Here is a 26,190-nt window from a genome sequence, read left to right as displayed (position 1 = left end):
GACTCGCGATGTTGCTCTGTCATTTTATTAAAAAATTTCAGACTCCTCTTACATCACTATGCAACAAAGCGTAACGTATGGTCAATGTGAAGAATAGAGTTCTCAACTAAGTTCCTCGCGCGGGATCGCATTTTCGGCCGTCTTTTGGCAGCAGGAGCTTCGACGCCGGCCGCCGCATGGGGGCCTGAAGATCATTCGATCACGTAGAGATCACAAAGCGGTGACATTAAGCGACGCCGCTTCAGCAGGTGCAAAGCATTCTTGGGGGAGACGTCCATGGCATCGCGTACCAGACCTGGCATGAAGTTGCGTGTCGCTCACTTCGCCGTCGCAACCCGCCGGTTCGTTCCGGTCCTTCTCATTTTACTTAGCGTGTCGGGCTGCGAAAAAAATCTCTTCCAGGCGTCGCCCCATGGTGGCACTGCCGATGTGCCGCCGGCTCCGACGTCGGACAGCGTTCTCACGCTGGTGGCACAAATTCCGTATGAGACGCTAGTACCTCTGCACAGAGGTTATGACTCTTTGGAAGTCGGCTTGGGATAGGCTTTGGCCATCTTAAGGCGTGCGTTTTCGGTAGAGAACATCCAGTTGATGCGAGCGCCACTGGTGTTTCGCAGGTGCTCCCAGGCAGCGGTCTCCGCGACGAGGCGATCATAGCTATTGATGCGACGATCGAGGCACTGGCCGCGCAGGACGCCGATTTCGATCTCGACCATGTTGAGCCAGCTGGCGTGTTTGGGCGTGTAGTGGAATTCCAGCCGTCGAAGGACGCGTCGCGCCTGTGAAGCAGGCAGAGCCTGGTAGAGCGCGGCGGCCGAGTGGGTTGACAGATTGTCGAGCACCACCCTGACGCGTTCGGCCTGCGGGTAATGGATATCGACGAGGTCGCGCATGCAATGGGCAAAGTCTTCCGCGGCGCGCCGCTCGGTGACCTTGACTTTGCGCCAGGAGCGGTGTGCGTCGAGGAAGACGAACAGGTTGGCGGTGCCGTTGCGCTTGTACTCGCAGTCATACCGCTCAAGCCGGCCCGGTTCGGCCGGGATCGGCTGTCGCACCTCGCCGATGAGTTGGGTCGGGCTTTCGTCGAAGCACACCACCGGTCGCTTCGGGTCCGGTGCCTCGGCATAGAGGTCGAGCACGTCCTCCATGCGCGCGACATACTCGGCGTCGACCTTGGGGATGCACCACATGTCCTTGCGCCAGGGCTTGAGATCGTTGTCTGCCAAGCGTCGGCGCACCGTCTCGCGCGACAGTTCCTGGTGATCGGTCAGCTTGACGAACTCACCGGCCAGCAGTTCCAGGGTCCAGCGGGCGCGGCCCGGCGGCGGACTGGAACAGGCGGTGGCCACCAGCAGGGCTTCTTCCTTGCCCGTCAGCTTGCGTTGCGCGCCTGCGCGTGGCTCTTCGCTGAGCGCCGCCTCCAGACCCATCTCCACGAAGCGGCGCTTGGTGCGATAGACAGTGGAGCCGCCGACCACCACCGTCGCGGCAATGGCCTCGTCACCCAAGCCCGCGTCGACGGCGAGCAGGATCTGCGCCCGCTTGAGCTTGCGAGCCGGCTGCTTGCCGCCTGCCAGCATCGCTGTGAGTTCATCGCGTTCGGGTTGGTCGAGATCGACACGATAGCGTAGATTCATCCAGAAAGCCTCCTCGGTTGCCAAGGGTTCCGGATGAATCGAAAATTGAATCAATTACTTGACGGGCAAACGCCTGCGGGTCCCAGCTTCACCGAAAAACAGGGCCAGTACCTCGCCTTCATCTGGGCTTATATGCAGATCAACCGCCAGCCGCCGGCCGAACGCGACATGCAACGCTATTTCGGCGTCACCCCGCCGTCCGTCCACCAGATGGTGCTAACCCTCGAACGCTCCGGCCTCATCCGCAGGCAACCAGGTGTCGCGCGCAGCATCCAACTGCTCGTCGACCACGACATCCTACCCAAACTTCAGCCGGTTCAACCCGTCATAACCTCTGTGCAGAGGTACTAGTGCGAGCGGCGCAATCGAAGATACCGCAATCCGTTCCAGTGCATGGAGATGGTCACATCGGATGTGTCGGCATTCCTCACATTGAAGGGGGACATTTGGACCATCATACCGAATGCCGCTGGGTTGTCGGCGTGCGTGTTTGCGCCGAGGTGCCAGATATTACCGCTCCGAGCATTGGCACTACGAACCAATGCGCCGACTATCATTGGCATGCTGATATCAAAACTGATGGCCCTCTTGTCGTGACCCAGGCGGGCAATGGCGTTCACGTCGAACAGCCGCTGTTTGTCAGCGGTCAGGCCGGCGTAGGCGGCGACCTTGCCAAACTGCTTTCACTTTCCGGAAAGAACTTCGAGGCTCGGCTGGTCCCCGGCGTCGATCTGCAGCTCGATATGAACGATAAGTGGTGCCCCGTGCTCTCGGGAACCCCAACGGGCAGATGCGCAAGCATGTCGCGGACCTGGAGAGCAGCACGATGGCGCGCCTTGAAGCATCGAAGACGAACAAGGTCCGCCGCTTCAAGGAGTTTTTTGACGGCGCCGCCAGTTGGAGCCGCGTAGAGCGCATCATCGCCCGCGTCGAGGTCGGCGCCCAAGGTGCCGATACCCGCTTCGTCGTCACCAACCTTGCAAGTGGCAAGGCCAAGGCGCTCTACGAGGATGTCTACTGCCGGCGCGGCGCTGCCGAGAACCACATCAAGTCGTGGAAGACGCATCTCGCCGCCGACCGCACCTCCTGCACAAGAGCGACGGCCAACCAGTTCCGGCTGTTCCTGCATGCCGGCGCCTACTGGCTGATGTGGGGCCTGCGCGCCGCGATGCCGAAACGCTCGAGCTTTGCCGTCGCCCAATTCGACACGCTGCGATTGCGCCTCATCAAGATCGCCGCCCGCGTGGTCGAGATGAAAACCCAGATCCGTCTGCACCTGCCGACATCCTGCCCCGACCAGCGTATTCTGCGCATCGTCCTCAGCCGCATCCCGCAACTCGCGACATAAACGATGGGGCGCAGACGTCCCGAAACAAACCCGCCGACCTCAACCCGCAAACCCCCGCCTTCCATCACGACGGATCATCGCCGGCGCCCGACGAGGCTTGTCAAAATGCACTCCGAGGGCGGCCAGCTCGCCATGCAGGCCGCCGAAAGCCGATCGCCGTGCATCAAGCGGGCTAGTAGCATGTGTACCAGATCGATGCTCTCGGAGTCCCTGGCGCCAGCGGCGCAGGGCAGGCGACCTGAAATCGTGAGGCTCGTCTGGTTGGCCTTCGCGCTTTCAGATCGTGACGGCATTTTCACGCGTATCGAGGCCGAGTCGGAGCACCTGTAACGGCCGTGGCTCATCAAGTGGCAGCGCAGGGGGTCCCGCATTGCGGACAGTACCGCTCGCCGTCGGTCTCCGGCCAGCACATGCGCTTGAACCATTTGTACGCCGTCTCCTCCCGGACCTTCGCCAAGTCCATGACGGTGAGTGTCGGCATCCCGGCGACAGCAGGAAATGCTGCCTTTCGGTTCGTTTTCGGACATCGCCATAGCTCAGCCCCTCCTCGGTTTGGACGGCGACCTGAGCCGCGTATTTCCAAACCTCCGGACGGGATCGGGACGAGCAAACTTGACATCTTTGATAATTGCTATTATTATTGCACTTAAATTAGCATTATGGATATAAGTGCTATCATGATAACATTTAAAATGACATCGCCGAAGGAAATCATTGAAGGTGTCGCAACACGGATGAAGCGACGACGGATTGATGCCAATTTTACCCAACGAGAGCTGGCTTCCAAGGCTGGAGTTTCCTACGGCTCCCTGCGAGTTTTTGAAGAGACCGGCAGGGCATCCTTTGAAGCTGTCGTAAAGCTCGCATTCGCTTTGGAGGCAGAAGCTGAATTTGAAAGCTTGTTTCCTTCACGACCTCCAAAGACACTTGAAGATGTCGTCGGGCATCCGGCTAGGATGAGAGTCCGCAAGAAATGAAGTTCAGGCCAATCAGAAAAGTGAAGGTGATTCTCGATCTCGAGGGTTCCCAACGAGATCTGGGAACGCTTGCCTGGAGTTCCGAGGAACGCCGAGCTTACTTTGAGTACGCAGCCGAATTCATAACCGCACCACTGCTAATTTCACCGTTCCATCTCGGATTGAAGGGAGGTCTTCTTCCAGCTCAGCATGAACCGTTCAATGGGCTGCATGGGCTCTTTAACGACAGCCTTCCAGATGGATGGGGACGCCTATTGCTGGATCGCTGCCTTCAAAAAGCGGGGGTGGACTACCATACGCTTACGGCTTTGGACCGCCTTTCTGCTGTGGGAACTTCCGGAATGGGAGCATTGGCTTTCGTTCCTGAACTTCCCGATGACAAGCATGGTGCAGGCGACTTGGACTGGTTCGTTGAGCAGGTTGAGCTTGTGCAAAAGGAGATGGACACTGCCGAGATTGACGCACTGCAGGGAGCTCAGGGCGGCTCCGCAGGCGCGCGTCCCAAGATCATGATCGGCTTGAACCCGGATCAGAATACCTTTGTGATCGATTACGGCCATCAATTGAAGCTTGGTCTCGAACGCTGGATGGTCAAATCGCGTAGCTCCGACGACCCAATAGATATCGGTGTCGAGGAGCAAGCTTATGCGCTCATGGCCCGTGCCGCCGGGTTGGAGATGGCTGATACGCGGGTGCTGCAGACAAAAAAAGGAAATCGTCTTTTCGCGACCAAGCGATTTGACCGCACATCGCATGGACGACTACATATGCATACTGCGAGCGGTCTTCTTTATGCCGACCATCGACAGGCATCACTTGACTACGGTTCGCTTCACAAACTGACGTACATGATGACTAGAGACAGCGCGGAGGTCCTCCGCATGTTCGGTCACATGGTTTTCAATGTGTATGCACGGAACCGAGATGACCATTCGAAGAACCATTCTTTCCTGATGGGATCGGATGGGCGGTGGAAACTCTCTCCGGCGTACGATCTGACCTTCTCGGCAGGCCCGGGAGGACAGCATAGCGCATCGATTGCAGGGGAGGGATTGAATCCAGGGCGGCAGCATTTGCTTGCCGTTGCTAATGGCGCTTCCATTTCCGAGCAGGAAGCTTTGAACGTGATTGAACGCATCCGATCTGCGGTCGATCGCTGGCCACTGTTCGCGGACGAAGCAGGTCTATCCAGAGCACGAAAGAATGAACTTGATCTGATCCTGAATGGACGGAGGCCTCAACCTGAACAGGCGAAACATCACGATACATCCGGTGACAATCTTGCTGTTTCCGAGCCCGTGTCGACACGAAAGAAAACGCGCAAGCGATGATGGGTACACTCCCCGTGGCCGCCGCCGTTGATGTCCTGAAGGCCCGTCTTGAGTGTTTGACATTGTAGGGGTCACAAGTTCGAACCTTGGTATCGCCCCACCATATTTTTCAATCAGTTACATGGAGCAAAATCAGGGTGTCTCCTTCCATGTAACTTTGGCGTAACCGGCTCATTCATTTCGTCGCAGTCCCTCCGCTGATGCCGACGGCGCTGAGCCGCAGGACTTCGGCAACCGAGTATTCTGCCATACACATGCGCGCCTCGTTCACATTCCTGTGATTGAGCGAGCACGCCGGCGGCTCTGCCGCTGCCGACGGATGCGGGCCGACAGCGGACGCGCCGCTCCTGGACGGTCGAGCAGAAGCTGGCGATCATGCGCGAGGTGCAGGAGTCCGGTGATCCGGTGGCGGTTGTCGCGCGGCGTCACGACATGAACGCGAACCACTTGCACATCTGGATGAAGCAAACCCGGGAACGGAGATCGGGTGACCGATCCGAGACCCCACCAATCGCCTTCATTGAAATGGGTGTGGTCGCTGTCGGGGTGCCGGTCCCGCGCCTACGTCGACCGAAAACGGCGCTTGGCGGGTCAATGTTCATCTGTCCGCGTTGGCGCAAGTGGGCTAAGTACATCGCGACGAGATTGCAGCTTGTCGACGCCGAGTGAGACGGTGCCCCTGCCCGCCCACGTCTGGATCCGCTCCGATGTGATCAATGCCACTAGCAGGGCTGTCGCCAGCAAGCCTAACCCCAGATGCCGCATCATTTTTGGGTTGCTATGTTCCATCAGATTAAAGTCCGAATTGGCTCCAGGCTCGATTTTCAGGACAGGAGGGCGGCTGTCGGCACGCTTCAATTCGTCAAAGAGGTGCGGCGTTTTTCATGGCGGCGCGAGAACGCGCAATGACCGCGGCCGTATCCGATAATGCAACGGTGGTATTGCCTCGACGGTCTCGCCGTCCATCGCAATGCGCAGGTGTCGTCGGCGCGCTTTGACCTCCAGACTTTGAACCCGGAAGAGTTCGACATCGCGGACTGGGTCGATCAGCCCGAGCGCGGCCTTGAACGGCAGCAGCGCGAGCCCCAGCCAGGACTGCGCCTTCACGACGTAGGCGCACAGCTCACCGGACGTAAGACTGCCGCGGTGGCCGAGCTCGCGCAGATCGTAGAAATTGTTGCCAACGAACACACAAAGCGTCTTCTGGCTTCGCTCGTTGCCGATAGAAATCCTGACCCTCTTCCACGATGAAACCTTGAGCGTGCGGATAAGCGCCGGGCCGAGCGCGGCAAGCTTTCCGACCCCTAGCCGCTTCTGCTCGGCGGTCCGTTCGGCGACAAGAAACGGATAGATGCCGATGGATGAGTTGTTGAGGAAGACCCGGCCGTTCACCTCCGCAACGTCGATCTGTTTCACATGGTCCGCGGTGATTGTATCCATGGCCGCCCCCAGATCATTCGACAAACCAAGATCCCTGGCGAAATGATTGAGGGTACCGAGCGGAAGAACGCCCAGGACGACATCCGTTCCCGCGACCGCCGAAGCCGCGCAACCGAGGGTGCCATCGCCGCCGCCGATCACAAGCGTCCTTGGTTTGTCGCCGGGTGATTTCGCCCAGACGAAGCTGTGGGCCATCTCCGCGATCTGGCTCCCGCCCGCCATTCGCACCTCGGCTTCCAATCCGCGCGCCTGAAGCCCGCTTCGGACGAATGCTTCGACATCGTAGTCAGCGCGCTGGATTGTGCCGGCGCTTGCATTGAGGAGGACCAGAACTGTCATGTGCGCGCCACTTGCGAAGGAGTGAAACTGGTATCGCCTGCTCGTCTCATGCAATTTCGATATTGCATCACGAATCCTCTCGATCAGGGACTGGCAACGGCACCCTGCAAGGTTCCTGTCCCCGGATTGGCCAGAATACTTCCGTCATGGGCCAGCAGGACCTTCCCGTCCCAAAGGGGTGTCGAACTATGATCGGGCCGGGTCACGAGGCGGCCGGTGTCGAGAGACACACTCGGCTACGTATGCGGACGACGCGCTACTGATACAGGCAGCGACGTCGAGCCAAGGTCTGGCAGTCGTGCGGGATGTTTCGGTGGCCGATGCTCTCGCTTCAGGAAGGGTCGTCGTTGCCATCAAAGCCTTTGTGCCAACACCGGATGGTTATTACGTCGTCGCTCCTGTAAGCAGGCCCCGTGTACCGAAGGTTCGCAGTTGGGTTTTGGGCGAGGCCGAAGCTACACAGATCTTTCAGGATCGCGGCAGCCGATCCGCCATCAACAGCGTCGACGATACGGTCGAATTCTGGCTCGCGGAGCAGCGCGATTAATGGGGAGTGAAGCGCTTCTTCAGGGCGGCGCTGACACCGTAATGGCCGGCCAGAATGCGTCATGGACGGCAGTCAGACCACCCCGAATCCGACCACTTCCTGCGACACCCTGTCAATCGGCCCGCGATTACGCGTTCTACGGGCGACGAGATCGACGACGCCGAGGTCGCCATCATTCACGAATTCGACCCTCGCCTGTCGCTTGGCAGCAAATCGTGAGAAGGCGATCGTTTCGGTTAGGTTTGGCAGCTAATTGCGAGAATGTGGTAGCTCCGATTATCAATTTAACTGCAAAGCATCCACGTGAAGGTCACGAATCCCTTGATTTTCACACCCCCGTCTTCGGTAAATTCGATGCCGCCAATGGCCGAACCCCACGCTAATCTTGATGCGCGTCGGCGACTAAGGCGTCTGCAATGGGTCGATGTTGAACCCTGGAAGCGAGGCTCAGGCCGCCGGCTTCTCGAAGATCATGGACAAACCACGCGTCGAGGCCATTTCAACAATCAATTCTTCGATCGCCTGATCGGAAAGTCGCGTTTGTGTTGCGTCCCGGATATGTTTGACAAGACCGTGGATCGCTACAGCCACGGTGTGCGCGGCGTCATCGAGAAGACGACTGATTTCAATCACAACGTCGGCATCTATGTCGCGTGGCAAATCTCGCATACATCCTCTCCCACCTACAGGAATATTGCCGCCTTCCCGTCCATTGTCGAGTCGAGCAGACGAAACGTCGGGCTGCTCGATGGGCTGAACTCCTCCCCAGCAGACCTGCTTCTCAGCTTACCGCGTACAGCAAAATCCTTTTCCGGATCGGGTTTGATGAACAAAGGCCACTGGACCTTTCCAATCGTGGGGTTCCGATCCGGAGGAATGGAGACGACTATCCTGTTGAGCGATATCGCGGCTCCGCGGCCGCCAGTATAGAGCTGGCCGAGATTTTCAGACTGCTTGCGCGTCGTCGCGACCAGCATATCCACTTGGCTGGCATCGCTGGCGGCAAGGGCCAGAGGATGAAAGGCATATTCCCCTCGGGTCGCGCAGCCGATCAGCGCGCATAATATCGCCGACATGAGCAGAACCCGCGTGGACCGGACAAGAAGGGCCGCCATTCCGTTGCATAGAAGTCCTATCGTTCGGGCGGATTCCCTGTTCGTTAGTACGCGTCGCATCACCGAGGCCGCTTTCTGGGTGCGAAACGCATTGCGGGCACAGCCGCCAGTGGCGGCGCTGGCCCATGTTGTGGGAACCGTATGACCTGCTCGTCAGGCGCATTTCCGAAGGCCATCAGGGCCTCCGCGGGCGCTTGGATGCGCTGATAGCGTCGAGGAAGCCTGTCACGACCGGCATGGTGCTGGCTGTCAGGTCGGACTCTTCGGGCGCGCGTAGCCAATCGAGAATCGATCCATTGCACAGTAGAAGGAGCGCGCGCGCCGCCAATTCCGGCGACAAGGCGGGCGCAAGCAGGCCACGCGCGGCGGCCTGTCCGATGACGGATTCAAAAATTCTCTGCAGCGCCATGTCTGCATCTCGCTGGCGCGCAATAACCGGCTGCATGTCGTCGGCATATTCGCACCGGAGCCATAGTATCGTTAGAATGCGGGGGCGTTCGAGGTGGATTTCGAATGACCGCAGTCCGTCGCCAATTGCGCCTGCCAATTCGGCCAGCGGATCAAGATCGGGGTAGGCGGCGAGGCGGGCCTTGAGCCGTTCACCGAGTTCCTCGTTTGGCACGTTGGCCCGCCGCTCAAGTGCCGTGAATATCTCTTGCTTGTTGTGGAAATGCCAGTAGATGGCGCCACGTGTTACCCCTGCCGCACTAGCGATCTGTTCAAGGGTAGCACGGGTTACGCCGCGATCGAGGAAAACATCGATTGCTGCAGCCAACACGGCCTCACGTGTCCGCTCGGCCTCGGCCTTAGTGCGTCTCATAAATCATTTCCTTCGAGGTACCTTTTTTACATACATCCCTAGCTCTTTCATCATATATACATTCATGAATGTATATGAAACACCGGGTTTTCCCGCTGTGATGTGACTACCCGTATGGACGAACAAAGTTCGGTCTGAAGGCTAAGCCCTTCACGGCTTACTCGCTCAGGGCAGCATTAAGACCGCAACGCGGGAGCAGCTACGCCCTATTTACGTCGACCCACGCTCCCTTAAGCGGCCTGGAGAAGTGAGCAAGGACTGCAATCAGACAGACTTCGATCGAAACCGACCAGTAAATGTGCCCGAGGATCTCGCTCCACAACTCATATCTATTCAGATTCCACAGCCATCCCGTTGCACCGTTTGCGTAGGACGGATTTCTGAAACCAAGTAGGGGAATTAAAAACCCATGCATGACAATTGCGATGGTCAATCCATAGAGAGCGCCATGCCAGAGTCTAATTTTTGGAAAAAAGGCTGAAACAAAAACGTATACAAACGCAAACATAAAGCTGAACAACCAATGATATAGCGTGACTGCCCCTGGTATTTTTACTCCCTGGTATACGTAATCCAGAGAATGAGAATTAACTCCAAGCCACCCGAGCCACGCATCAATGTGCGCTGCCGGAGGAGAGATCTCGCCCGGCATCCGAGGCGGCATATTGACCTCAGAGCCCCATTTAACTAGCGAGCTAAAAAAGCCGCCAATGATTGTCGTCCAAATTATTATGCCGAGATTAATTTGGCGCTCCAGCATGATGGGACTTCCTTTATTTCTTTGATATCCGTAACGGCTTGAGATCATGGTCTGACGGGGCTCATTTTCCCGTGCCTACTCGAAACTCGCGGGGTCGGCTTGCGGCGATATTCGCTAGGAATGCCTCCCCGTCCCCTTCAGAACGGGCCGGGTTGAGCCACCAATTATTGGTTAGGCTTTCGCGAAGCCTTCGCTACTATTTAGCAACGCTGCAGTCCCGGTTCCTATTGTGCGCTGGGAAAGTGAGCATTCTCGGATGCTAAAATCGGCATACTTTGGTTTACACCTCTTCGATAAGCTCAATGAAACCGCCTCCCGATGCACGCTGCCCTATGGGTGTTTCTGAGACCGAACTGATTTCGGAATGGTCAAGAGCGGCATACGTTAGTTCACCAGATTGGTAGCGCGACGTTTTTCAACCGCTTATCCCTTTCGCTCAGGGGACCGCAAGATGTTGGGTGATTGGATAGGGAAGGTATCGTTCCCTACTGGAGATTCGGCGGAACATTGGTTAATGTCAACAGGCTGGATGCAGCTGCCTACAGCTTCATGATTCGGGGAAGGCAGTCTCGTTCCGTCTCAGGTAATTGCTGCTTGCTAAACGGTCTGGACATTGACCGGGCATCAGTTTCTTAATCGTTCTCTTGGCGCACAGGATACGAGAGAGTGACCGTATTCCCTGACCTTCGTTCGGCGATCGACCTGAAATGCTGACAAATCAGGCCAAGTTCGCCGAATGACCCGTCGACGGCGGCCTTGTTATGCTCTTCCGGGAAAATCTCAGCCCAGTTCAGCTGGATTCCATAACGGCGCGCGATCAAGGAGAAGAAGACCTTCTGGGATCGCCCGTTGCCTTCACGGAATGGATGGACCTGGTTGAGGTCGACGTAGGCGCCAGCGAATTCCTCGGCGATCTTTTCGAATGGGGCATGATCGAGGTGCCGAAGCGTAGCCTTGAGTCCATCAAGCACTCGAGTCCCTTCGGCCTCGATGCGCGAGGGTTCGCAGAAACGGGATCGGCCCCGTTCGTTGTCCTTGATGAGGAAGACCGTGCGATACTCGCCGGCCCAGTCATAGACATCCCGGAAGAGAACCTTGTGGACGGTTCGCCATCCACGCATGGAGATTCGGATGTTTCGCTGCGAAGCGAACAGCTCCGCTGCCCCCACTTCGGCATAATGGTACTCGGCTTCCCAAAGTTCCTCGATCGTTGTCAGGCCGATCTCGTTTCGAAGGAGCCCTTCAGAGCCTGGAACGAGATATGGGTCAGCCATTCCGTTTCCAGCGGGAATCGATCTCCTTCCGGAACTCCTTGATCGAAATCTCGCCAGAAATGTAGCGCTCCCGAAGCGCCTTGAACGCCGGAGACGGGGTTAACCCCTCAAACCCTGATATCGCCGCGATCTGCCTCATGTCTTCATGACGACTATGCTTGCCGAAGCTCCCTGGGTTCAGAGATTCGCTGAGGCGACTATCGTCCATCGACCGATTTTTGACGGCAATCTTTCCCATGAACCGTTATTTCCTGTTTCGTGCCTACATGCCCTTAACATAAGCGATTCAGCCGCAGGAAACAAATGGAGCTTCCTTCAAATCGGGCCTTGGGTATGATGTCGGAATAGCCCGCCCAAACCGCCGGTCACTCGGCCGCCAGCGCCATGGCCGGGTGCCGCTTTGGCGGCAACGCTACGATCCTGGGAAGATTCGCATAGGGATTCGGATAGCGTCGGCTCGTCTGGCGTTCCTCGCCTTGCCGCCGCGGCGCCAGCATGGCCGCCCCGCCTTCCGACGTGCGTGATGGCGCTGATCGCCGAACTTTCGCACACCGTCAAATCCCATTGGAAGCCGCCATACGCGCCTGGATCCTTCCTCCTCCTTCAGGCGATCCACCCACCAGACGAGTTCCTCCAGCACCTTGACCCACGACGACCGATCTCTCGAAAAGTGCCTCGAATTCCTTCCTAGATGCCGTAATGGCCCGGCCTCGAGCCCAATGCGACTAACAGACAATTCCAGTTCGTCGAAATAGCGGACCAGCGCCTCCGGCTCGCTGGCGATCTTGACCTCGCGCATGATCGTTCCGGTCGCGTCAACAATGCACACGCTGCTCTCGTCCAGAGAGACATCGATTCCCGCATAATGTTCCATGGCTGTTCCTCTCATGATGTTGGAGCCGATCGCCCGGACTCCGTTTCAACACCATCATTCTGAGGGACAGCCACCCAACCTGGCTATGCTCGCGAAGGCCGGCCCATTACGGCATCTAGTTCGAGAAAGGCTCGTAGCGCAGCGGCATGCTGTCGGTGATTTCGGCGACTTCAGCCGGAAAGAGGGCAATGCCATCGGCCAAAGCAATTGCCATCAAGTTGGCTGAGGATCCACGTTCGATCAGCTCAAGCATAGGTTCACCGGTTTCGGAGCGACCGGAAATGCGGACAGGCGCAAACTCGGTCCGGCCCTGACGCTTCTTGCAGGTGAAACCGGCCACCGCGGAAAACCAGTGCGGTTGGACTTCGGTGAGGCCAGCCAATCTGCGTAACGCCGGCAGAATGATTTGCCGGAAAGCGACCAGCGCCGCATTGGGATTTCCCGGTAGTCCGGCAAAGAGCTTGCTCTGGATTGTCCCAACCTTCAACGGCTTGCCTGGTCGCATCGCCACCTTAAGGACATCGAGGCGGGCACCGTGCTGCAGCGCGGCGGCAATCATATGATCTTCTTCGCCGGCCGAGACGCCGCCAGTCGTCACCAGTGCGTCACAGGAGGCGACCGCCCGCTCGACCGCATCGGCGAGGCGGTCCGGACTGTCCGGCACAATGCCAAAGTCGACCACTTCTGCCCAAGGGCATGCCGCCAGCAGCGAGCGCAACATAACCCTGTTGGAATTATAGATTTGGCCGTGCGCGAGGGGCTCGCCCGGTTCCTTTAGTTCGGAGCCTGTCGACAGAAGCCCAATGCGGATCCTTCGAAGCACCTCGACGTCAGCGATCCCCACGGCAGCCAGCAAGGTCAAGTCCCTGGCAGACAGAGCCTTGCCCCGCGTAACGAGCTCAGATCCCGCACCGACGTCCTCGCCGGCGAGGCGGACATGTCGGCCGCGTCGCGGTCGCTCGAATACGGTCACCATGTCACTGGAGCGTTCGCATTGCTCTTGCATGACCACGGCATCGAACCCCGCCGGCACGGGTGCGCCCGTGAAGATACGAAGCGCCGTTCGCGGATCCAGATGGTCATGCGCCCGCACATCGCCAGCTGCTACCCGGCCTGCCACCCGAAATGTCCAGGGGCCGTCCCCGTTGAAATCCGACGTTCGCACCGCAAACCCGTCCATTGCGGAATTATCGAAGGGCGGGAGCGCTATCGGGGAATGAATGGCTACCGCGCAGACCCGCCCCAATGACGCGGCCAGCGAGAGATGTTCCCGGTAGCGGACAGTGTGAGCGAGCGCCACGGCCTTGGCCACCGCGGCTTCAAAAGCAATGGTTTTGCCGCTCTGCGCTGCGGAGCAGTCGGCTGGCAAAACGCGGTTCGCGGCATGAAACACGATCGCTCCTCCTTGCGTTTGCTCACGCACCACTCCCGCCAAAGGGCGTCTAGCCAGACAGGCTTTTGAGATAAGCGATGACGTTCTTGATGTCGTCGGGATTCTTGAGGCCAGGAAACCCCATTTTGTTCGTCGGCACTTTCGCCTTGGGATTGGCGAGATATTCCGTGAGGTTAGGCTCGTCCCAGACAAGACCGGCCGCGCCCGCATCTTTCATGGCTTTCGAATAGGAATAGCCGGGTACGGTCCCGGCTACTCGCCCACCCACGCCTTTCAGGGTTGGTCCGACTTTATTCGCATCGGTATCAGCGTTGTGACAGGCGGCACATTTTTTGAAGACCATCTTGCCGGCCTCTATATCCTGGGCCAGGGCGACCGGCGGCAGTAACGCCAAAATCATAGTGGCGCCGACGAGCAGGTGTTTCACGCAGGAACTCTCCATTTTGGATTGAAGGCACGGTTGCTGCCGCGGGCGTCGGCTCGCGGCAGCGTCGAACTTAGCTCGCCTGATACTCCGTGGATTTGAAGGACAGGTGCTTCACGCTTTCGGGGGCATCCGAGATCTTGCGGATGTTGGCCCAGGTCTGTTTGTAGTTGGGCAGGATCAGTTCGTTGGTGCCGGCGTTGATGACATTGCCGACTACGCCTGTCGGGAACTCGAACAGCATGAAAGTCTCGGCTTTCTTGGCGGTTGGCGTTGGATAGGCCATCGCCTGTGTCGAGCCACTTTCATTGTTGAACTCGACAAGAGCGCCGTTGTTTAGCCCAAGCTCCTTCATGTCGTCGGGGCTGATCTGGATGAACGGATACGGCCACCGATCCGTGACGAACTCGCTGTCCTGGTCGAGAAAGGCATTTTGCCAGACCAGGTTGGCGCGGCCGTTGTTGATGAACGCGGTCGACGGTTCCTGGAAGCCATTGTTGCCCATGGCCCTCAATCGTTCATAGGTGACGTTCTCGCCACCCTTGGCGTTCTGGTGGTAGCCGTCCATGGACGCGTCTTCCTCGGTCTTCCAGTCGAAGCCCTTGAACTGGTCGGCATATTTGGCGTCGCCGCCCTCGCGGATGACTTTCTCCATATGCTGGGCAAGGCCTGCGGCGATCAGGCAAGCCGGTTTGGCGGAGCCGGGTGGGTCCATGTAACGTTCGACCAGCCGCATCCGACGCTCGCCGTTCATCGAGGTGAGGTTCATCTCGCCGGATTCGGCCGGCGGCAACCAGACGTGGCTGGCAGCACCGATCTTCGATGGGATGATGTCGATGTCGACGGAGAATAGCCCACCGGCCCTGATCGCGTCGGTGATTGCCTTCACCATCGCATCGCGGTCGCCATAAGGCACGGCATTCATGGCGTCCTTCACGATGTCGGTGCGTTTCTTGAAGACCATGTTGAACTGGTGGCTGTTCAGCGTGGTCTTGTAGTGATCGCAGGCCCAGATGTGGTGGACCCCGCCCTTGCCTTCGATCAGCAGCTTGTCGACGTAGGCGGCCGGGCGGCCGACATGGGCGTCGGACGGCCGCACGTAGCCTTCCTGGTGGCCGCCCATGAGCACGCATCCCCCACCCTCGCGACCGACATTGCCGGTTGCTAGCGCCACGTTCACCAGCGCCGCGTTGGTCCGGTAATTCTCGTTGCCCCAGATGAGGCCCTTCTCGTATGCGATCATCGTCCGCCGGCGCTTGCCGTCCTTGGGTTCGGCGATCCAGGCCGCCGACTGCCTGATCTGGTCGACCGTCAGCCCGGTGATCTTCGCCGCGTCCTCAAGCGACGTCTTGTTGGCGGCAGCCGCCTTGTCGAAATCTTTCGCGGAGGCGTCAACGAAGGCTTTGTCGACCCAGCCTTTGCTGGCGATCTCGGTGAGCCAGGCGTTGAAGAGCACCATGTCCGTGCCGGAATTGATGGCAAGGTGCATGACGTTGTCCTTGCCGGCCTCGGCTTCGGCGGCGTTGATCGACACGGTCCGCCGCGGATCGACGAAAATGATCCGCCCGCTGGCGTGGGATTCACCCGGCAGCTGTGCTTTCTTCTTGTCCATGGAAGCTCCGCGCAGGTTCGGAATCCAGTGGTTCAAGAAATAGTTGGTCTGGGTTTCGAGCGGATTGTTGCCGACCGACACGATGGTATCGGCCAGTTCGGCATCCTCGTAGCAATTGTTGAGCTCGCCGACACCCATATCGCGGGTGGCATGGACTTCGGAGTTGTAGGCCGGCCGGTTGTAACTGCGGATGTTCTTGATTTTCATCGCACCAAAATAGAGCTTGCCGGTGCCCCAGGTATTTTCGTAGCCGCCGGCCGAGCCGCCATGATCGAGCACGGAAATGAACAGACCGTCCTCACCTTGATCCTTGATGACGGCCGCCGTGACCCTTGCCACGAGGTCCAGGGCGTCGTCCCACGATGTTGGCTGCATCTGCCCGTAACGCCAGACCATCGGGCTGGTCAGCCGCTGCTGCTGCGAGCCACGGGCGGTTGAGTAGCGCAGTTCGCCCATGCGTGCGCCGCGCACCGAACCGAGACCAGAGTTCACCACGCACTCGGAATCGGGCTTGAGGACGATATGCACGTCCTGCCCGTCCTGCTTGACGATGTTGTACATCGAGGCTGCATACCAGGCGTCGGTCTCGGCAGGTTGCTGCTGGGAAGGTCGACCCCGAAAGCGTTCGAAGCGGCAGCTGTGCCGCCCTGCTTGTTCGCCGGCCAAGTGTAGGCATGGTAGCCGCAACCGACGATGCAGTAATGGCAGGTGACGTTTTGTTTCTTGGCGTCGGCCGGAATGATCGGCAGACGGGCGACGTGACGTTTGTAAGCCATGATCCGATCCTCCCTTAAAGTACGTTGCTTAGGCGGCCATACAGCAGCTCGTCCACACCCTCGGCGTAGATGTCGCCCTTGGCATCGATGCGAAGTGCGTACTGGGGAAGATTGGGCCGTCGACTGGCCCCAGATCTGCTTGCCGCCGGCATCGGCGTCGAAGCGCGAATAGTGGCCGGGACAATTGAAGGAATGATCGTCCGCGTTGTAGTTCAGCGGAAAGCCCCTATGGGGACAGGTCGTCGAGAACCCGACAATGTCGCCATCCGGGCCGGCGCCGCCGTCGACCTTGGTGCCAAGTTTCAGCAACACGCCGGGCGCATTTTCATCGGGGCAGCCGACGTCGAACGGCTCGTTCGGCTTCAAGTCGGCAATGTTGGCCAGCTTGTTGGAGGGGTATTCGACAAGAGCCAGGCCAGGGGCAGCCTTGGTCTGGGCTTGCACAGGCAGTGCAACGGCCGTGGCCATCCGGGCAGCAGCAAATGCCCCGCCCCTTAGAAACTGACGCCGGCCGACGTCGACCAGCTTGTTGCAACGATCCATGCAAACCTCCCTTTGGGCGAACTTCTTCGCCAAGAGCTCTGCAACGCTTGTGCCAACCGCAGAAAATGTTGGTTTTCATCGAAAGAGCGTGGAGAAAACACGGGAAACTCCTGCTTCACGTCCGGAAATCCGAACATGCTGCGCTGCCGAAGGTTCAGGAAGTCGAACGCGCCCGATCGGCGGGGCCGAGCCGCGTCATCTTCTCCCAAAGAGTAGTCCGGGAGACTGCAAGCAGTGCGGCTGCCTTCGCGATTTGGCCGCCGGTTTCGTCCAACGCCCGCGCGATCTGACGTCGTTCTGCCGCGTCACGAACATCGGCCAGCGGAGCGAAGGTCGTATTTTCTGATTTTGCCGCACGTTCCGGGAACAGGTCGCCCGGCATGATCCATTCGCTGGTTGACAAGGCGACCGCCCGTTCGACCCTGTTCCGCAGTTCCCGCACATTTCCGGGCCAGCGATGGGCAAGAGCTGCTTCCTGCGCCAACGCGCTGAATCCGCGGATGCGCACGTCAGACCGGCTCACCGCATTTTCCAGAAATCGGTCGAGCAGCCAGGTGATGTCCTCATGGCGCTCGCGCAGGGGCGGGACTGTCACCGGCAACACGGCAAGCCGAAATCGAGGTCCTCGCGGAAGCCTGATGGTCCGCCACGCTGACCAAGGTCGCGATGCGTGGCCGAGACGACCCGTGCACGAAACTTGCAGGGGGTCTCGCCACCGACTCGGTTGAAGCTTCCGTCCTCGATCACCGTAGAAGTTTGGCTTGGAGCGGGCATCGGCATGTCGCCGATTTCATCCAGGAATAACGTGCCTGCTCCAGCTCGCTCGGCATAGCCGAGGTGCCGTTGCTGGGCGCCGGTGAACGCCCCTTTCTCATGCCCGAAAATCTTACTCCCAATCCTCGGCACCGAATAACCGCAGTTTTTAACGACCGTTCACACCCAGAGGAAAATCTCCAGCACAATCGGACGGGGGGAGGCTCAGCCCCATGAGCAGGGTGGCGCGCGAGGAAGCCAATCCAGTTTCGTCGGCAACGTTTGCGCCGCTCGAGAGTCCGACTTTTCGTCCGATCTGGCTGGCGAAACAGGTATCCAGTCTTGGCTGGCTGATGCAGACCGTTGCGATCAGTTGGCTGATGGCAACCATCTCGACTTCGGACGTGATGGTCGCCCTGGTGCAGGCTTCGAGGACGCTGCCCGTATTCATTCTGTCGATCTTCGCCGGGGCCATTGCCGACAGTTTCAGCCGCCGCCAATGTGATGATGCTCGGCTGGTGCGTGATAGCTTTGTCGTCGACGATGCTGACTGCTACTGTGGCGCTGGGGTTCTACAATCCATGGATGATCCTCGCATTCAGCTGTTTGGCCGGATGCGGCGCCGCTTTCACCGACCCTGCCTGGCACGCCTCGGTCGGTGACATCCTGCGAAAGCGGGATGTTCCAGCCGCGGTCACACTGATCTCGGTCGGCTACAACGCCATGCGAAGCATCGGTCCGGCGTTCGGCGGCATCGTCGTTGCCTCCTTCGGACCACTGACGGCTTTCGCCATCGCGACGCTGACCTATCTGACGCTGCTGTGGACCGTTGGGCGCTGCAAATGGAATGTGCGCTCTTCGCCTCTTCCGCGCGAGCCATTGACCACAGCTATGCATGACGGAGCGCGCTTCACGGCGCTGTCGGGAGAGATCAAGGCGGCAATCGCGCGCGGAGCGCTTTTCGGCCTGACTAGCATCTCCATACTGGCGCTGCTGCCCCTGGTCACCCGCGATCAATTGGGGGGAGGACCGATCGGTTATGGTATCCTGATGGCCGGCTTCGGGACGGGCGCCTTGTGCACCGGCATCTGCAACAACATCCTGCGACGGTCGCTGTCCCAAGAGCGTCTGACGACACTGGCCTGCATCGCCTGCGCTGCTTGTTGTCTTTCGCTTGCCCTGACGCCTTCACTGGCGGTGGCGGCTATTGCTTTGGCGCTCGGCGGCGCTGGCTGGGTCGTCACCTGGACGGGGCTTGACGTGAGCGTGCAACTGTCAAGCCCAAGGTGGGTCGTTGGTCGCACGCTCTCGATCTACTCTGCCCTCTCGTCGGGCGGCATCGCGGCCGGCAGCTGGCTGTGGGGCACGGTGGCTGAGAACTATTCGCTTACCGTGGCGCTGGAGAGCTCCGCTGGCGCTCTCCTGCTTGTCGCCTTCACCGGGTTACTGTTGCCTATTCGTCAATGGAAAGATTCTGACCAAGATCCTCTTGGCTTCGAAACGCCTGCGGTCGCGGTGGACTTGAAGTCGAGAAGCGGGCCGATCGTCGTCAAGATCGAGTACTCAATCCCGGAGACGAACGTCGAAGCCTTCCTGGAACAGATGCGCGAACGACGGCGAGTGCAAAGCCGTGTTGGTGCCCGGCACTGGAACCTTCAGCGCGATCTCCAGGAGCCTTCCCAGTGGACAGAGACATTCCGCACGCCGACCTGGATGGACTACCTTCGCTTGAACCATCGCCTCACAGCGGCGGACAAGGAGTTGGATCAGCGGCTGCTCGAATTGAACGTGGGCGAGCTTCCACCTCGCACGAGGCTGTCGATCGAGCGACCGACGGGAGCGACCCGTAAGCGGGATCAATCGACAGGTTTCTTTTTCCGACGGTGATCTCATCCAACGCCAACGACCGTTTTCGGCGAGACACGAAGCGCGGGAATGGACAAGGCTCTCGCCATCAGCGAATTCCCGCCGATTTGGCTTCGATCCTTTTGCGTTGGTGCCCAGCAGTTGCGAATTGTCGCTCTGGTGACGCCGCGCTTGGCCACAGAGTCTGGCCGGCTTGGGCTTCGCCTTCCAGCCTTCGTAGACAGGAACCCCACGATGAGGACTGGCGATGCAGACGCGAACGGTGCTGGCGGTCCCGATGGAGTCGAACGACCGGTCTTCGTTCCGGCCGACGCAAACCCCGGCGCCGTTTCAACGCCGTCAGCGGGGCTTGTAAATGTCGAAAAACTTGTCCAAACGTCCGTCCGTCAAAGCGACGCGGATGAATAGCCGTAGCAGGGAGTAGACATGGTCTTTCGCTTGAAGGAGCGCCTCGGCCGGAAGTTTGAGGAAGAAGTGCAATTCTTCCGGTGCTGGCAAAGGGACAAAAAAGGAGTGGGCGCGCTCATGCCGACTTCTGTTCATGCGGCGCGCCGCATGGCTAGCGTGATCAGGCCAGCGTCCGGAATGCCAGTTCTCGAGCTTGGGGCAGGGACCGGGGTAATCACCAAGGCTATCCTGGACACGGGCGTGAAGCCACAGCAGCTGGTTTCGGTCGAATATTCGAAGGATTTCTACAATCGCCTCACCCTACGTTTTCCGTGCGTAGATTTTCGATTGGGCGATGCTTTTTCGCTGGGTGAAGTGCTGGCGGAACGAAATGCCGAACAGTTCGACTGTGTCATAAGCGCGGTGCCGATGTTGAGCTTCCCGATGGAGCTGCGCATCGCCTTGCTTGAGGATTTGCTGACCCGCATCCCTGCTGGCAGGCCAGTGATGCAAATCACCTACGGACCATTGTCGCCAGTGATCAAGATGCCGGACCGCTACATCGTGTCACACTACGATTTCGTCGTCCGCAATATCCCGCCCGCGCAGCTCTGGACTTACCGACGAGCGGTCTGACTCTGAACGCAGCCAACGCGCTGCGCGCTCCGCGAAATCGTGCCTGAAGCAGAGCGAGAGCTGGCCGAGTTTATCGACCTTAAAGCAGAGCGGATGCGACTGGCGAGGCAGGTCAGTGGTCTGGAGGCTGAGATCAAAAAACTCTCCGAAAAGCTCGACAACCCAGACTTCGTTGCTCGCGCGCCGGAGGAGGTGGTCGGAGAAAACCGAGAGCGTCTAGAGACGGCCCAAGCCGCCAAGCGGCGCCTGGATGTGGTGCTCAGCCGCTTTAAGGGCTGTTGATATTCATCTGGAGCTTATGATGGCGGCGGCGAGGTGAATGAACGCGGCAAAGCTCTTGTCGGTTTTGTCGGCACGCATGGCGATGCGTTTGAACTCTTTGAGTTTGCAGAAGAAATTCTCGATCAGATGACGCCACTTGTACATCTCGGCATCGAAGGGAAGCGGCTTGGTTCGTCGCGGATGCTGGGAAATGACGATCTTGGCACCACGTTGGTCGAGGTCGGCGATGATGGAGTTGCTGTCGAAGCTGATGACCCACAGCCGTATTTTGTTGCTTGGAGGAGCTTTTTGACCATTCCGCAACACTCGCCATCCCCGCCCGGGATTTTACCTTTCATTCTTTGCATCCCAACTGTTTGCGGATTAGTGGCCCTGACAATCTGATCCGAGGACGAAATCAAACACTGGTTGAGGCCGACCAAATGGCACGGCCCGCAACGCGGCGGGGAGCCTTGTCGCTGCTTCAGCGTAGTCGGCGAGTATGGCTGGCGGGAGGCCAAGCGCGTTTTCGACAATATGTTCCGACGGGCCGTTCAGTCGACGAAACAGCATTGCGGCGCGCCGGGAGTGGCGCACCGCTGCAGCAGTTTTGCCCTCACGTATCTTCACGCCGGCTGCCGACAACAGGATCAATGCTTTAAAGAACACGCGAGAAGGGCCGCCTCGGTCCGCAACCTGCCAGAGACCTTCCCAAGCCTCATGTGCTTCCCAGTAATAACCGTGATTGAAGAGGTCGAGACCCCAGAGGAATGGATCCGAGCCAAGCGCCGCATCTGTGGCGACCGGCATCGGCTCGACAAGGTAGCTATGTCCAGCGGGATCGCGCACGGGATGCGGCTGCCTGCCGGGAGTGTACGCATAGGCAGGAAAGCTCTTTTTCGGCAGGTGGCGAGGACGCGATTTCGAACCAATGGCCATGGAGCAGGATATCACATGGATGGTCACGGCTCGATACGAAGTCCTTGTATTGCCCGGCGGTTGGCGACAATGCGTGGGAAGGCGGACGCGCGGCTTTATTGTGCGATGCAAATTTTTCTCTTCGCATCTGCACAAATTTGTGGCAAACGCTTCCATCGCGGTTGACGCAAGGGAAGGAAACCTGGTGAGCGCAACGGGAGCGGCCAAGGCGTTGACGCCGCCGGACATTGCGGCGCGCAAGGGCAAGATGCCACTTGTTTGCCTGACGGCCTATACGACGCCAATCGCAAAGCTGGTCGACGATCACTGCGATGTGGTTCTGGTCGGTGACAGCGTCGGCATGGTTCTCCATGGGCTTCCTTCGACAGTCGGCGTGACGCTCGAGATGATGATCATGCATGGCAAGGCCGTGCGGCGCGGGCTGGAAAAGGCGGTGATGGTGGTCGACATGCCTTTTGGTTCCTATGAGGAAAGTCCCGAGCAGGCCTTCCGCAATGCCGTCCGTCTGATGGCCGAAACCGGTTGTTCTGCGATCAAGCTCGAAGGCGGCGAGAGTATTGCCGGGACGATCCGGTTTCTTGCCATGCGCGGTGTTCCGGTGATGGGTCATGTCGGGCTGACGCCGCAGGCGGTCAATACTTTCGGTGGCTATCGCGTCCAAGGCCGAGGCGAGGATGCCGAGCACATCGTGCGCGATGCGATCACGGTGAGCGAGGCGGGCGCCTTCGCGGTCGTGCTTGAGAAAATACCCGAAGCGCTTGCCCGGCAGATCACACAGGAAGTCGCAATCCCCACCATTGGCATCGGCGCGTCGCCGGCTTGTGACGGGCAGATCCTGGTTGTCGATGACATGCTGGGCCTGTTTGGAACCTTCCGGCCGAAATTCGTCAAGCGCTATGCCGAGCTTGCCGGGACCGCCGAGGCAGCAATCGCGACGTATGCGAGCGAGGTGCGCGAGCGCCGCTTTCCAGCGGTCGAGCACGTCTTCGGCGACGTGCCACGTCCTGTCAATGGAGGAGAAGCCGCATGAGCATTCCGATTGTCCGGATCGTTGCCGAACTGCGCAGCATCGTCGCCGCGTGGCGCCGGGAAGGCTTCAAGGTCGCCGTTGTGCCGACCATGGGCGCCCTGCACGAGGGTCACCTGAGCTTGGTCCGTGCCGCACTTGCAAAGGCCGACCGGGTCATCGTGACGCTCTTCGTCAATCCCAAACAGTTCAACAGTGCCGGCGATCTGGCTGTCTATCCGCGCACCGAGCACGATGACGCCGCCAAGCTCGCGTCGGTCGGCACCCATATTCTGTATGCTCCCGATGCAGCCGACATATATCCGCAAGGCTTTGCCACAACGGTTTCGGTCACCGGAGTGAGCGAGGGTCTGTGCGGAGCGTTCCGGCCCGGCCATTTCGACGGCGTGGCGACCGTGGTGACGAAGCTGTTCCTGCAGACCGGCGCCAATCTGGCGTTTTTCGGTGAAAAGGACTTTCAGCAGCTGCAAGTCGTGCGACGCCTGGTGCGTGACCTTGATATTCCGATCGAGATCGTCGCCTGTCCGACCGTGCGTGAAGCGGATGGGCTGGCGATGTCGTCGCGCAACACGCGACTGTCCGCCGCCGAGCGCCCCTCCGCGCCCCGACTGGCAGAGATCCTGTTCGAAACTGCCGGGCGGCTAAGCTCCGGAGAACCCGTAGAGCGCCTGCTGCATGAGGCTCGACAGGCGATCCTGGCTGCGGGCTTTTCGCGGGTGGAGTATCTCGAACTTCGCGCCGGCGATAATCTTGCCCTGATGGCCACGCCGGGTCGACCGGCGCGGCTGCTCGTCGCCGCCTGGCTCGGCCAGACGCGGCTGATCGACAATGTCGAGGTGGAGTCGGCGCAACGCTCGGTTCAAGCGTTGAAGCAAGCCGCTGCCTGACCCTCCTTCGCGGGGCCGAAGGAGCCAGATATCGGTCTCCCCATTGCAAACGGCCGAGCTGGCGACGGGCCTCAACTCGGCATGCGGGCTGCGGTCATTCGGTTGAATTCCTCTGAAGCTGCTCGAACACAAACCGCTTGCCTTCGCGCACACTGTCTTCGAGCCGCTTTGCCTTTGCAAGATGCGCCGCAATCGCGCTGGCAAGCATGCAGCCTGTGCCACGCATCGATACTGCAAGACGCGGCGCATCGAAGCGAATGGGTTCTTGACCGGAGCGCAGCAGGATATCCGTCGAACGAAGTCCCTGTTGCATGGCCGCCCTTGATCAGCAGGGCCTGCACTCCGGCGTTCAGCAGCTCCTGGCCTTGCAACACTGCGCCGTCCTCATCCGGTGCCAGTTCCGAGGCAACCAAGAGCGCCAGCTCGATGAGATTGGGTGTGACGAGACGGCAAAGCGGCATCAGTTCACGCTTCATGGCGACGACGGCGTCGGCTTCCAGCAGCGCCCGGCCTGAGGTCGAGGTGAGCACGGGGTCGAGGATTGCCGGTACCTGCGGAATTTCGAGCAGCACGGCGGCAACGGCAGCGATGATCTCAGCGGTTGCGAGCATGCCGATCTTGATGGCCGCCACCTCGTTGGCCTGAAGTGCCGCCCGCATTTGATCGGCCACTAGGCCGGGTTGCAGATGACGGATGTCCCTGACGGTGTCGTGTGTCTGCACCGTCACTGCAGTGAGAGCAAGGCAGGTGCGCACGCCAATGGAAGAGATCGTCTCGATGTCGCGCGCAATTCCGGCACCACCGCTGGAGTCCGATCCACCGACGACAAGTACATGCGGTTCTCGCTTCAGCGCCATCGGTCTGTCTTTTCGATCCATTCTCGCGTGCGCGCCTCGGCATCGGCATTCAATGTAATGTCGGTGACCACCGCCGCGCAGCCGGCGCCAGCCGCGAAGACACCGTTGAGCCGGTCAGGGTTGAGGCCGCCTATGGCGACTAGGGGAGTCGGCGCGACTCGCCGCCTCCACTCGCTGATCCGTTCGACCCCTTGCGGCGCCCATTTCATCTTTTTCAGGATGGTGGGATAGATCGGACCGAGCGCGATGTAGTCGGGTCTGGCCGCCATGGCCGTTTCCAGCTCGGCATGATCGTGGGTGCTCAGTCCGAGCCTTAGGCCGGCTGCCCGTATCCGCGAGAGGTCGGCGCTTTGCAAATCCTCTTGGCCGAGATGCACGAAGTCGCAGCCTTCCTCGATTGCCAGGCGCCAATGGTCGTTGACGATGAGCTGGCAGTGGTGCTGGGCGCACAAGGCCTTTGCCTTCCGGATCTCCGCGCGCAACGCGGCCTTATCCACGGTCTTGATGCGAAGCTGAACCAGATTGACGCCGAGTGGGACCAGCCGTTCGATCCAGGCGGCACTATCGACGATCAGGTAGAAGGGATCGAGCTTCATGAAAAAACTGCCCTTCCGATCGTCGGTGTTGACGGCATCGCGACCTCGCGCGGTTCGAGCATTCCAGAACAGAAGGCTTCGCGGCCGGCATCGACCGCCTTGGCGAATGCTCGCGCCATGCCGACCGGATCGGCCGCCTTGGCGACCGCCGTGTTCAGGAGCACGGCGTCAAAGCCGAGTTCCATCACGGTTGCCGCGTGCGACGGACGTCCAAGTCCGGCATCGACAATCAACGGAACGTTGGGGAAATGCCCGCGCATCGAGCGCAGCGCCGGGATGTTGACTGGCCCGAGGGCTGAACCGATCGGCGCGCACCACGGCATCAAGACCCTGCAGCCAGCCTCCAGCAGCCGCTCGGCGACGACGAGGTCGTCGGTGGTATAAGGGAATACCGAAAAGCCGTCCTCGCACAAGATGCGGGCGGCTTCGACAAGGCCGAACACGTCCGGCTGTAGTGTGTCGTGGTTGCCGATCACTTCGAGCTTGATCCAACTCGTTCCGAACACTTCGCGCGCCATGTTCGCAGTCGTGACCGCTTCCTTGATGGAGTGGCAGCCAGCAGTGTTGGGCAGGATTTTCGTGCCGAGCGATCGGATCAGCGACCAGAATTTTTCGCCGGCCCTGCCGCCCGCCATCTCACGCCGCAAGGAGACGGTCACCACGGAGCTGCCCGACGCCGTGACCGCATCAGCAAGGATGGCCGGCGAAGGATATTGCGCCGTGCCGAGAAGCAGCCGGGAGGGAAGTGGCGTCCCGAAAAGCTCGAACATG

Annotated in this window: 26 protein-coding genes and 6 pseudogenes; 11 read left to right on the top strand and 21 right to left on the bottom strand. The window is 59.5% G+C overall.

All coding sequences use genetic code 11. From position 1 onward, the window contains the following. Positions 1-512 precede the first annotated feature (512 nt). Positions 513-1,637, bottom strand: coding sequence for an IS630 family transposase (locus ACFSQT_RS09240; RefSeq protein WP_379016738.1), 1,125 nt, complete (start codon positions 1,635-1,637; stop codon positions 513-515). A 45-nt stretch (positions 1,638-1,682) separates the two neighbouring features. On the opposite strand from ACFSQT_RS09240, the gene ACFSQT_RS09235 reads away from it, so the two are divergent. From ACFSQT_RS09235 to ACFSQT_RS09215, 5 genes and pseudogenes are all read left to right on the top strand, one after another. Continuing rightward, a complete protein-coding gene (locus ACFSQT_RS09235) occupies positions 1,683-1,988 on the top strand; it encodes a LexA family protein (RefSeq protein ID WP_245330990.1) in 306 nt (101 codons plus the stop codon). A 418-nt stretch (positions 1,989-2,406) separates the two neighbouring features. Continuing rightward, a pseudogene (locus ACFSQT_RS09230) lies at positions 2,407-2,985 on the top strand (transposase); the annotation flags it as partial. Between the two features lie 677 nt (positions 2,986-3,662). Continuing rightward, entirely contained in the window at positions 3,663-3,962 is a 300-nt protein-coding gene (locus ACFSQT_RS09225) for a helix-turn-helix domain-containing protein (RefSeq protein ID WP_245331287.1), read from the top strand. Next, positions 3,959-5,293 carry a type II toxin-antitoxin system HipA family toxin gene (locus ACFSQT_RS09220; RefSeq protein ID WP_378924448.1) on the top strand — a complete coding sequence of 445 codons (1,335 nt, stop codon included), beginning with the start codon at positions 3,959-3,961 and terminating at the stop codon, positions 5,291-5,293. Before ACFSQT_RS09225 ends, ACFSQT_RS09220 begins: the two co-directional genes overlap by 4 nt. A 303-nt stretch (positions 5,294-5,596) precedes the next feature. Further along, a complete protein-coding gene (locus tag ACFSQT_RS09215) occupies positions 5,597-5,962 on the top strand; it encodes a transposase (protein WP_342586889.1) in 366 nt (121 codons plus the stop codon). 213 nt (positions 5,963-6,175) lie between these two features. Here ACFSQT_RS09215 and ACFSQT_RS09210 read toward each other — a convergent pair whose 3' ends face one another. Further along, positions 6,176-7,072: a diacylglycerol/lipid kinase family protein gene (locus ACFSQT_RS09210; protein ID WP_379018057.1), complete on the bottom strand. Its 897-nt coding sequence runs from the start codon at positions 7,070-7,072 to the stop codon at positions 6,176-6,178. Positions 7,073-7,385: 313 nt separating this feature from the next. On the opposite strand from ACFSQT_RS09210, the gene ACFSQT_RS09205 reads away from it, so the two are divergent. Beyond that, entirely contained in the window at positions 7,386-7,619 is a 234-nt protein-coding gene (locus ACFSQT_RS09205; RefSeq protein WP_167392297.1) for a hypothetical protein, read from the top strand. Positions 7,620-8,066: 447 nt separating this feature from the next. Here ACFSQT_RS09205 and ACFSQT_RS09200 read toward each other — a convergent pair whose 3' ends face one another. The 14 genes and pseudogenes from ACFSQT_RS09200 to ACFSQT_RS09140 all read right to left on the bottom strand — a co-directional run bounded on the left by ACFSQT_RS09200 (position 8,067) and on the right by ACFSQT_RS09140 (position 18,116). Continuing rightward, positions 8,067-8,288, bottom strand: coding sequence for a hypothetical protein (locus ACFSQT_RS09200; protein ID WP_378924453.1), 222 nt, complete (start codon positions 8,286-8,288; stop codon positions 8,067-8,069). 14 nt (positions 8,289-8,302) lie between these two features. Further along, positions 8,303-8,734, bottom strand: coding sequence for a hypothetical protein (locus tag ACFSQT_RS09195; RefSeq protein WP_379018056.1), 432 nt, complete (start codon positions 8,732-8,734; stop codon positions 8,303-8,305). Between the two features lie 175 nt (positions 8,735-8,909). Next, positions 8,910-9,554 (bottom strand): TetR family transcriptional regulator, encoded by a 645-nt coding sequence (locus tag ACFSQT_RS09190; protein ID WP_095090318.1) that lies wholly within the window; start codon positions 9,552-9,554, stop codon positions 8,910-8,912. 199 nt (positions 9,555-9,753) lie between these two features. Then, a complete protein-coding gene (locus ACFSQT_RS09185; protein WP_378924459.1) occupies positions 9,754-10,314 on the bottom strand; it encodes a YagU family protein in 561 nt (186 codons plus the stop codon). Positions 10,315-10,946: 632 nt separating this feature from the next. Continuing rightward, a complete protein-coding gene (locus ACFSQT_RS09180) occupies positions 10,947-11,588 on the bottom strand; it encodes a Fic/DOC family protein (protein ID WP_378924461.1) in 642 nt (213 codons plus the stop codon). Next, positions 11,581-11,826: an antitoxin VbhA family protein gene (locus ACFSQT_RS09175; RefSeq protein ID WP_143748890.1), complete on the bottom strand. Its 246-nt coding sequence runs from the start codon at positions 11,824-11,826 to the stop codon at positions 11,581-11,583. Before ACFSQT_RS09175 ends, ACFSQT_RS09180 begins: the two co-directional genes overlap by 8 nt. Before the next feature lie 459 nt (positions 11,827-12,285). Continuing rightward, positions 12,286-12,462 (bottom strand): annotated as a pseudogene (locus ACFSQT_RS09170) (IS110 family transposase); the annotation flags it as partial. 115 nt (positions 12,463-12,577) lie between these two features. Next, positions 12,578-12,745, bottom strand: coding sequence for a hypothetical protein (locus tag ACFSQT_RS39795; RefSeq protein ID WP_446685992.1), 168 nt, complete (start codon positions 12,743-12,745; stop codon positions 12,578-12,580). 114 nt (positions 12,746-12,859) lie between these two features. After that, positions 12,860-13,774: pseudogene (locus tag ACFSQT_RS09165) on the bottom strand (molybdopterin molybdotransferase MoeA); the annotation flags it as partial. A gap of 130 nt (positions 13,775-13,904) precedes the next feature. Then, positions 13,905-14,255 carry a c-type cytochrome gene (locus tag ACFSQT_RS09160; protein WP_167392321.1) on the bottom strand — a complete coding sequence of 117 codons (351 nt, stop codon included), beginning with the start codon at positions 14,253-14,255 and terminating at the stop codon, positions 13,905-13,907. Positions 14,256-14,352: 97 nt separating this feature from the next. Then, positions 14,353-16,667 (bottom strand): annotated as a pseudogene (locus ACFSQT_RS09155) (arsenate reductase (azurin) large subunit). 14 nt (positions 16,668-16,681) lie between these two features. Next, positions 16,682-17,210: pseudogene (locus ACFSQT_RS09150) on the bottom strand (arsenate reductase (azurin) small subunit). Between the two features lie 154 nt (positions 17,211-17,364). After that, on the bottom strand, positions 17,365-17,805 hold the full coding sequence (locus ACFSQT_RS09145; protein WP_245331313.1) for an AAA-type ATPase lid domain-containing protein: 441 nt from the start codon (positions 17,803-17,805) through the stop codon (positions 17,365-17,367). Then, positions 17,802-18,116, bottom strand: coding sequence for a sigma 54-interacting transcriptional regulator (locus ACFSQT_RS09140; RefSeq protein WP_245331285.1), 315 nt, complete (start codon positions 18,114-18,116; stop codon positions 17,802-17,804). The genes ACFSQT_RS09145 and ACFSQT_RS09140 overlap by 4 nt, the downstream gene beginning before the upstream one ends. Before the next feature lie 80 nt (positions 18,117-18,196). Between ACFSQT_RS09140 and ACFSQT_RS09135 the strand changes: the two are divergent. From ACFSQT_RS09135 to ACFSQT_RS09125, 3 genes and pseudogenes are all read left to right on the top strand, one after another. Next, positions 18,197-19,850: pseudogene (locus ACFSQT_RS09135) on the top strand (MFS transporter). Between the two features lie 405 nt (positions 19,851-20,255). Further along, positions 20,256-20,852 (top strand): phospholipid N-methyltransferase PmtA, encoded by a 597-nt coding sequence (gene pmtA / locus ACFSQT_RS09130; RefSeq protein ID WP_095090311.1) that lies wholly within the window; start codon positions 20,256-20,258, stop codon positions 20,850-20,852. 39 nt (positions 20,853-20,891) lie between these two features. After that, on the top strand, positions 20,892-21,134 hold the full coding sequence (locus ACFSQT_RS09125) for a hypothetical protein (RefSeq protein WP_379018054.1): 243 nt from the start codon (positions 20,892-20,894) through the stop codon (positions 21,132-21,134). Between the two features lie 3 nt (positions 21,135-21,137). On the opposite strand, the gene ACFSQT_RS09120 is transcribed toward ACFSQT_RS09125, so the two are convergent. Next, complete coding sequence (locus ACFSQT_RS09120) at positions 21,138-21,440, bottom strand: hypothetical protein (RefSeq protein WP_379018053.1); 303 nt, start codon at positions 21,438-21,440, stop codon at positions 21,138-21,140. 57 nt (positions 21,441-21,497) lie between these two features. After that, positions 21,498-22,052: a DUF309 domain-containing protein gene (locus ACFSQT_RS09115; RefSeq protein ID WP_379018052.1), complete on the bottom strand. Its 555-nt coding sequence runs from the start codon at positions 22,050-22,052 to the stop codon at positions 21,498-21,500. 184 nt (positions 22,053-22,236) lie between these two features. Here ACFSQT_RS09115 and panB point away from each other — a divergent pair, with 184 nt between their 5' ends. After that, positions 22,237-23,082: a 3-methyl-2-oxobutanoate hydroxymethyltransferase gene (panB, locus tag ACFSQT_RS09110; RefSeq protein ID WP_095090525.1), complete on the top strand. Its 846-nt coding sequence runs from the start codon at positions 22,237-22,239 to the stop codon at positions 23,080-23,082. Then, the gene (panC, locus tag ACFSQT_RS09105; RefSeq protein ID WP_379018051.1) at positions 23,079-23,966 is read left to right on the top strand and encodes a pantoate--beta-alanine ligase; all 888 of its coding nucleotides are present in this window, start codon (positions 23,079-23,081) and stop codon (positions 23,964-23,966) included. The genes panB and panC overlap by 4 nt, the downstream gene beginning before the upstream one ends. Positions 23,967-24,037: 71 nt before the next feature. Here the strand turns inward: panC and ACFSQT_RS39790 are convergent, their stop codons facing one another. Genes ACFSQT_RS39790 through ACFSQT_RS09085 form a run of 3 tightly spaced genes read right to left on the bottom strand, consistent with a single transcriptional unit; the run spans position 24,038 to position 26,189 of the window. After that, the gene (locus tag ACFSQT_RS39790; protein ID WP_465264323.1) at positions 24,038-24,823 is read right to left on the bottom strand and encodes a bifunctional hydroxymethylpyrimidine kinase/phosphomethylpyrimidine kinase; all 786 of its coding nucleotides are present in this window, start codon (positions 24,821-24,823) and stop codon (positions 24,038-24,040) included. Further along, the gene (locus ACFSQT_RS09090) at positions 24,814-25,419 is read right to left on the bottom strand and encodes a thiamine phosphate synthase (RefSeq protein WP_379018050.1); all 606 of its coding nucleotides are present in this window, start codon (positions 25,417-25,419) and stop codon (positions 24,814-24,816) included. Before ACFSQT_RS09090 ends, ACFSQT_RS39790 begins: the two co-directional genes overlap by 10 nt. Continuing rightward, on the bottom strand, positions 25,416-26,189 hold the full coding sequence (locus tag ACFSQT_RS09085) for a thiazole synthase (protein WP_379018049.1): 774 nt from the start codon (positions 26,187-26,189) through the stop codon (positions 25,416-25,418). Before ACFSQT_RS09085 ends, ACFSQT_RS09090 begins: the two co-directional genes overlap by 4 nt. Position 26,190 lies beyond the last annotated feature (1 nt).

Origin of the sequence: Mesorhizobium calcicola, from assembly GCF_042682105.1 — a bacterium.
Classification (GTDB): domain Bacteria; phylum Pseudomonadota; class Alphaproteobacteria; order Rhizobiales; family Rhizobiaceae; genus Mesorhizobium; species Mesorhizobium calcicola.
Note: the sequence above shows the minus strand (reverse complement) of the source record. Positions and strands in the feature narration are given on the sequence as shown.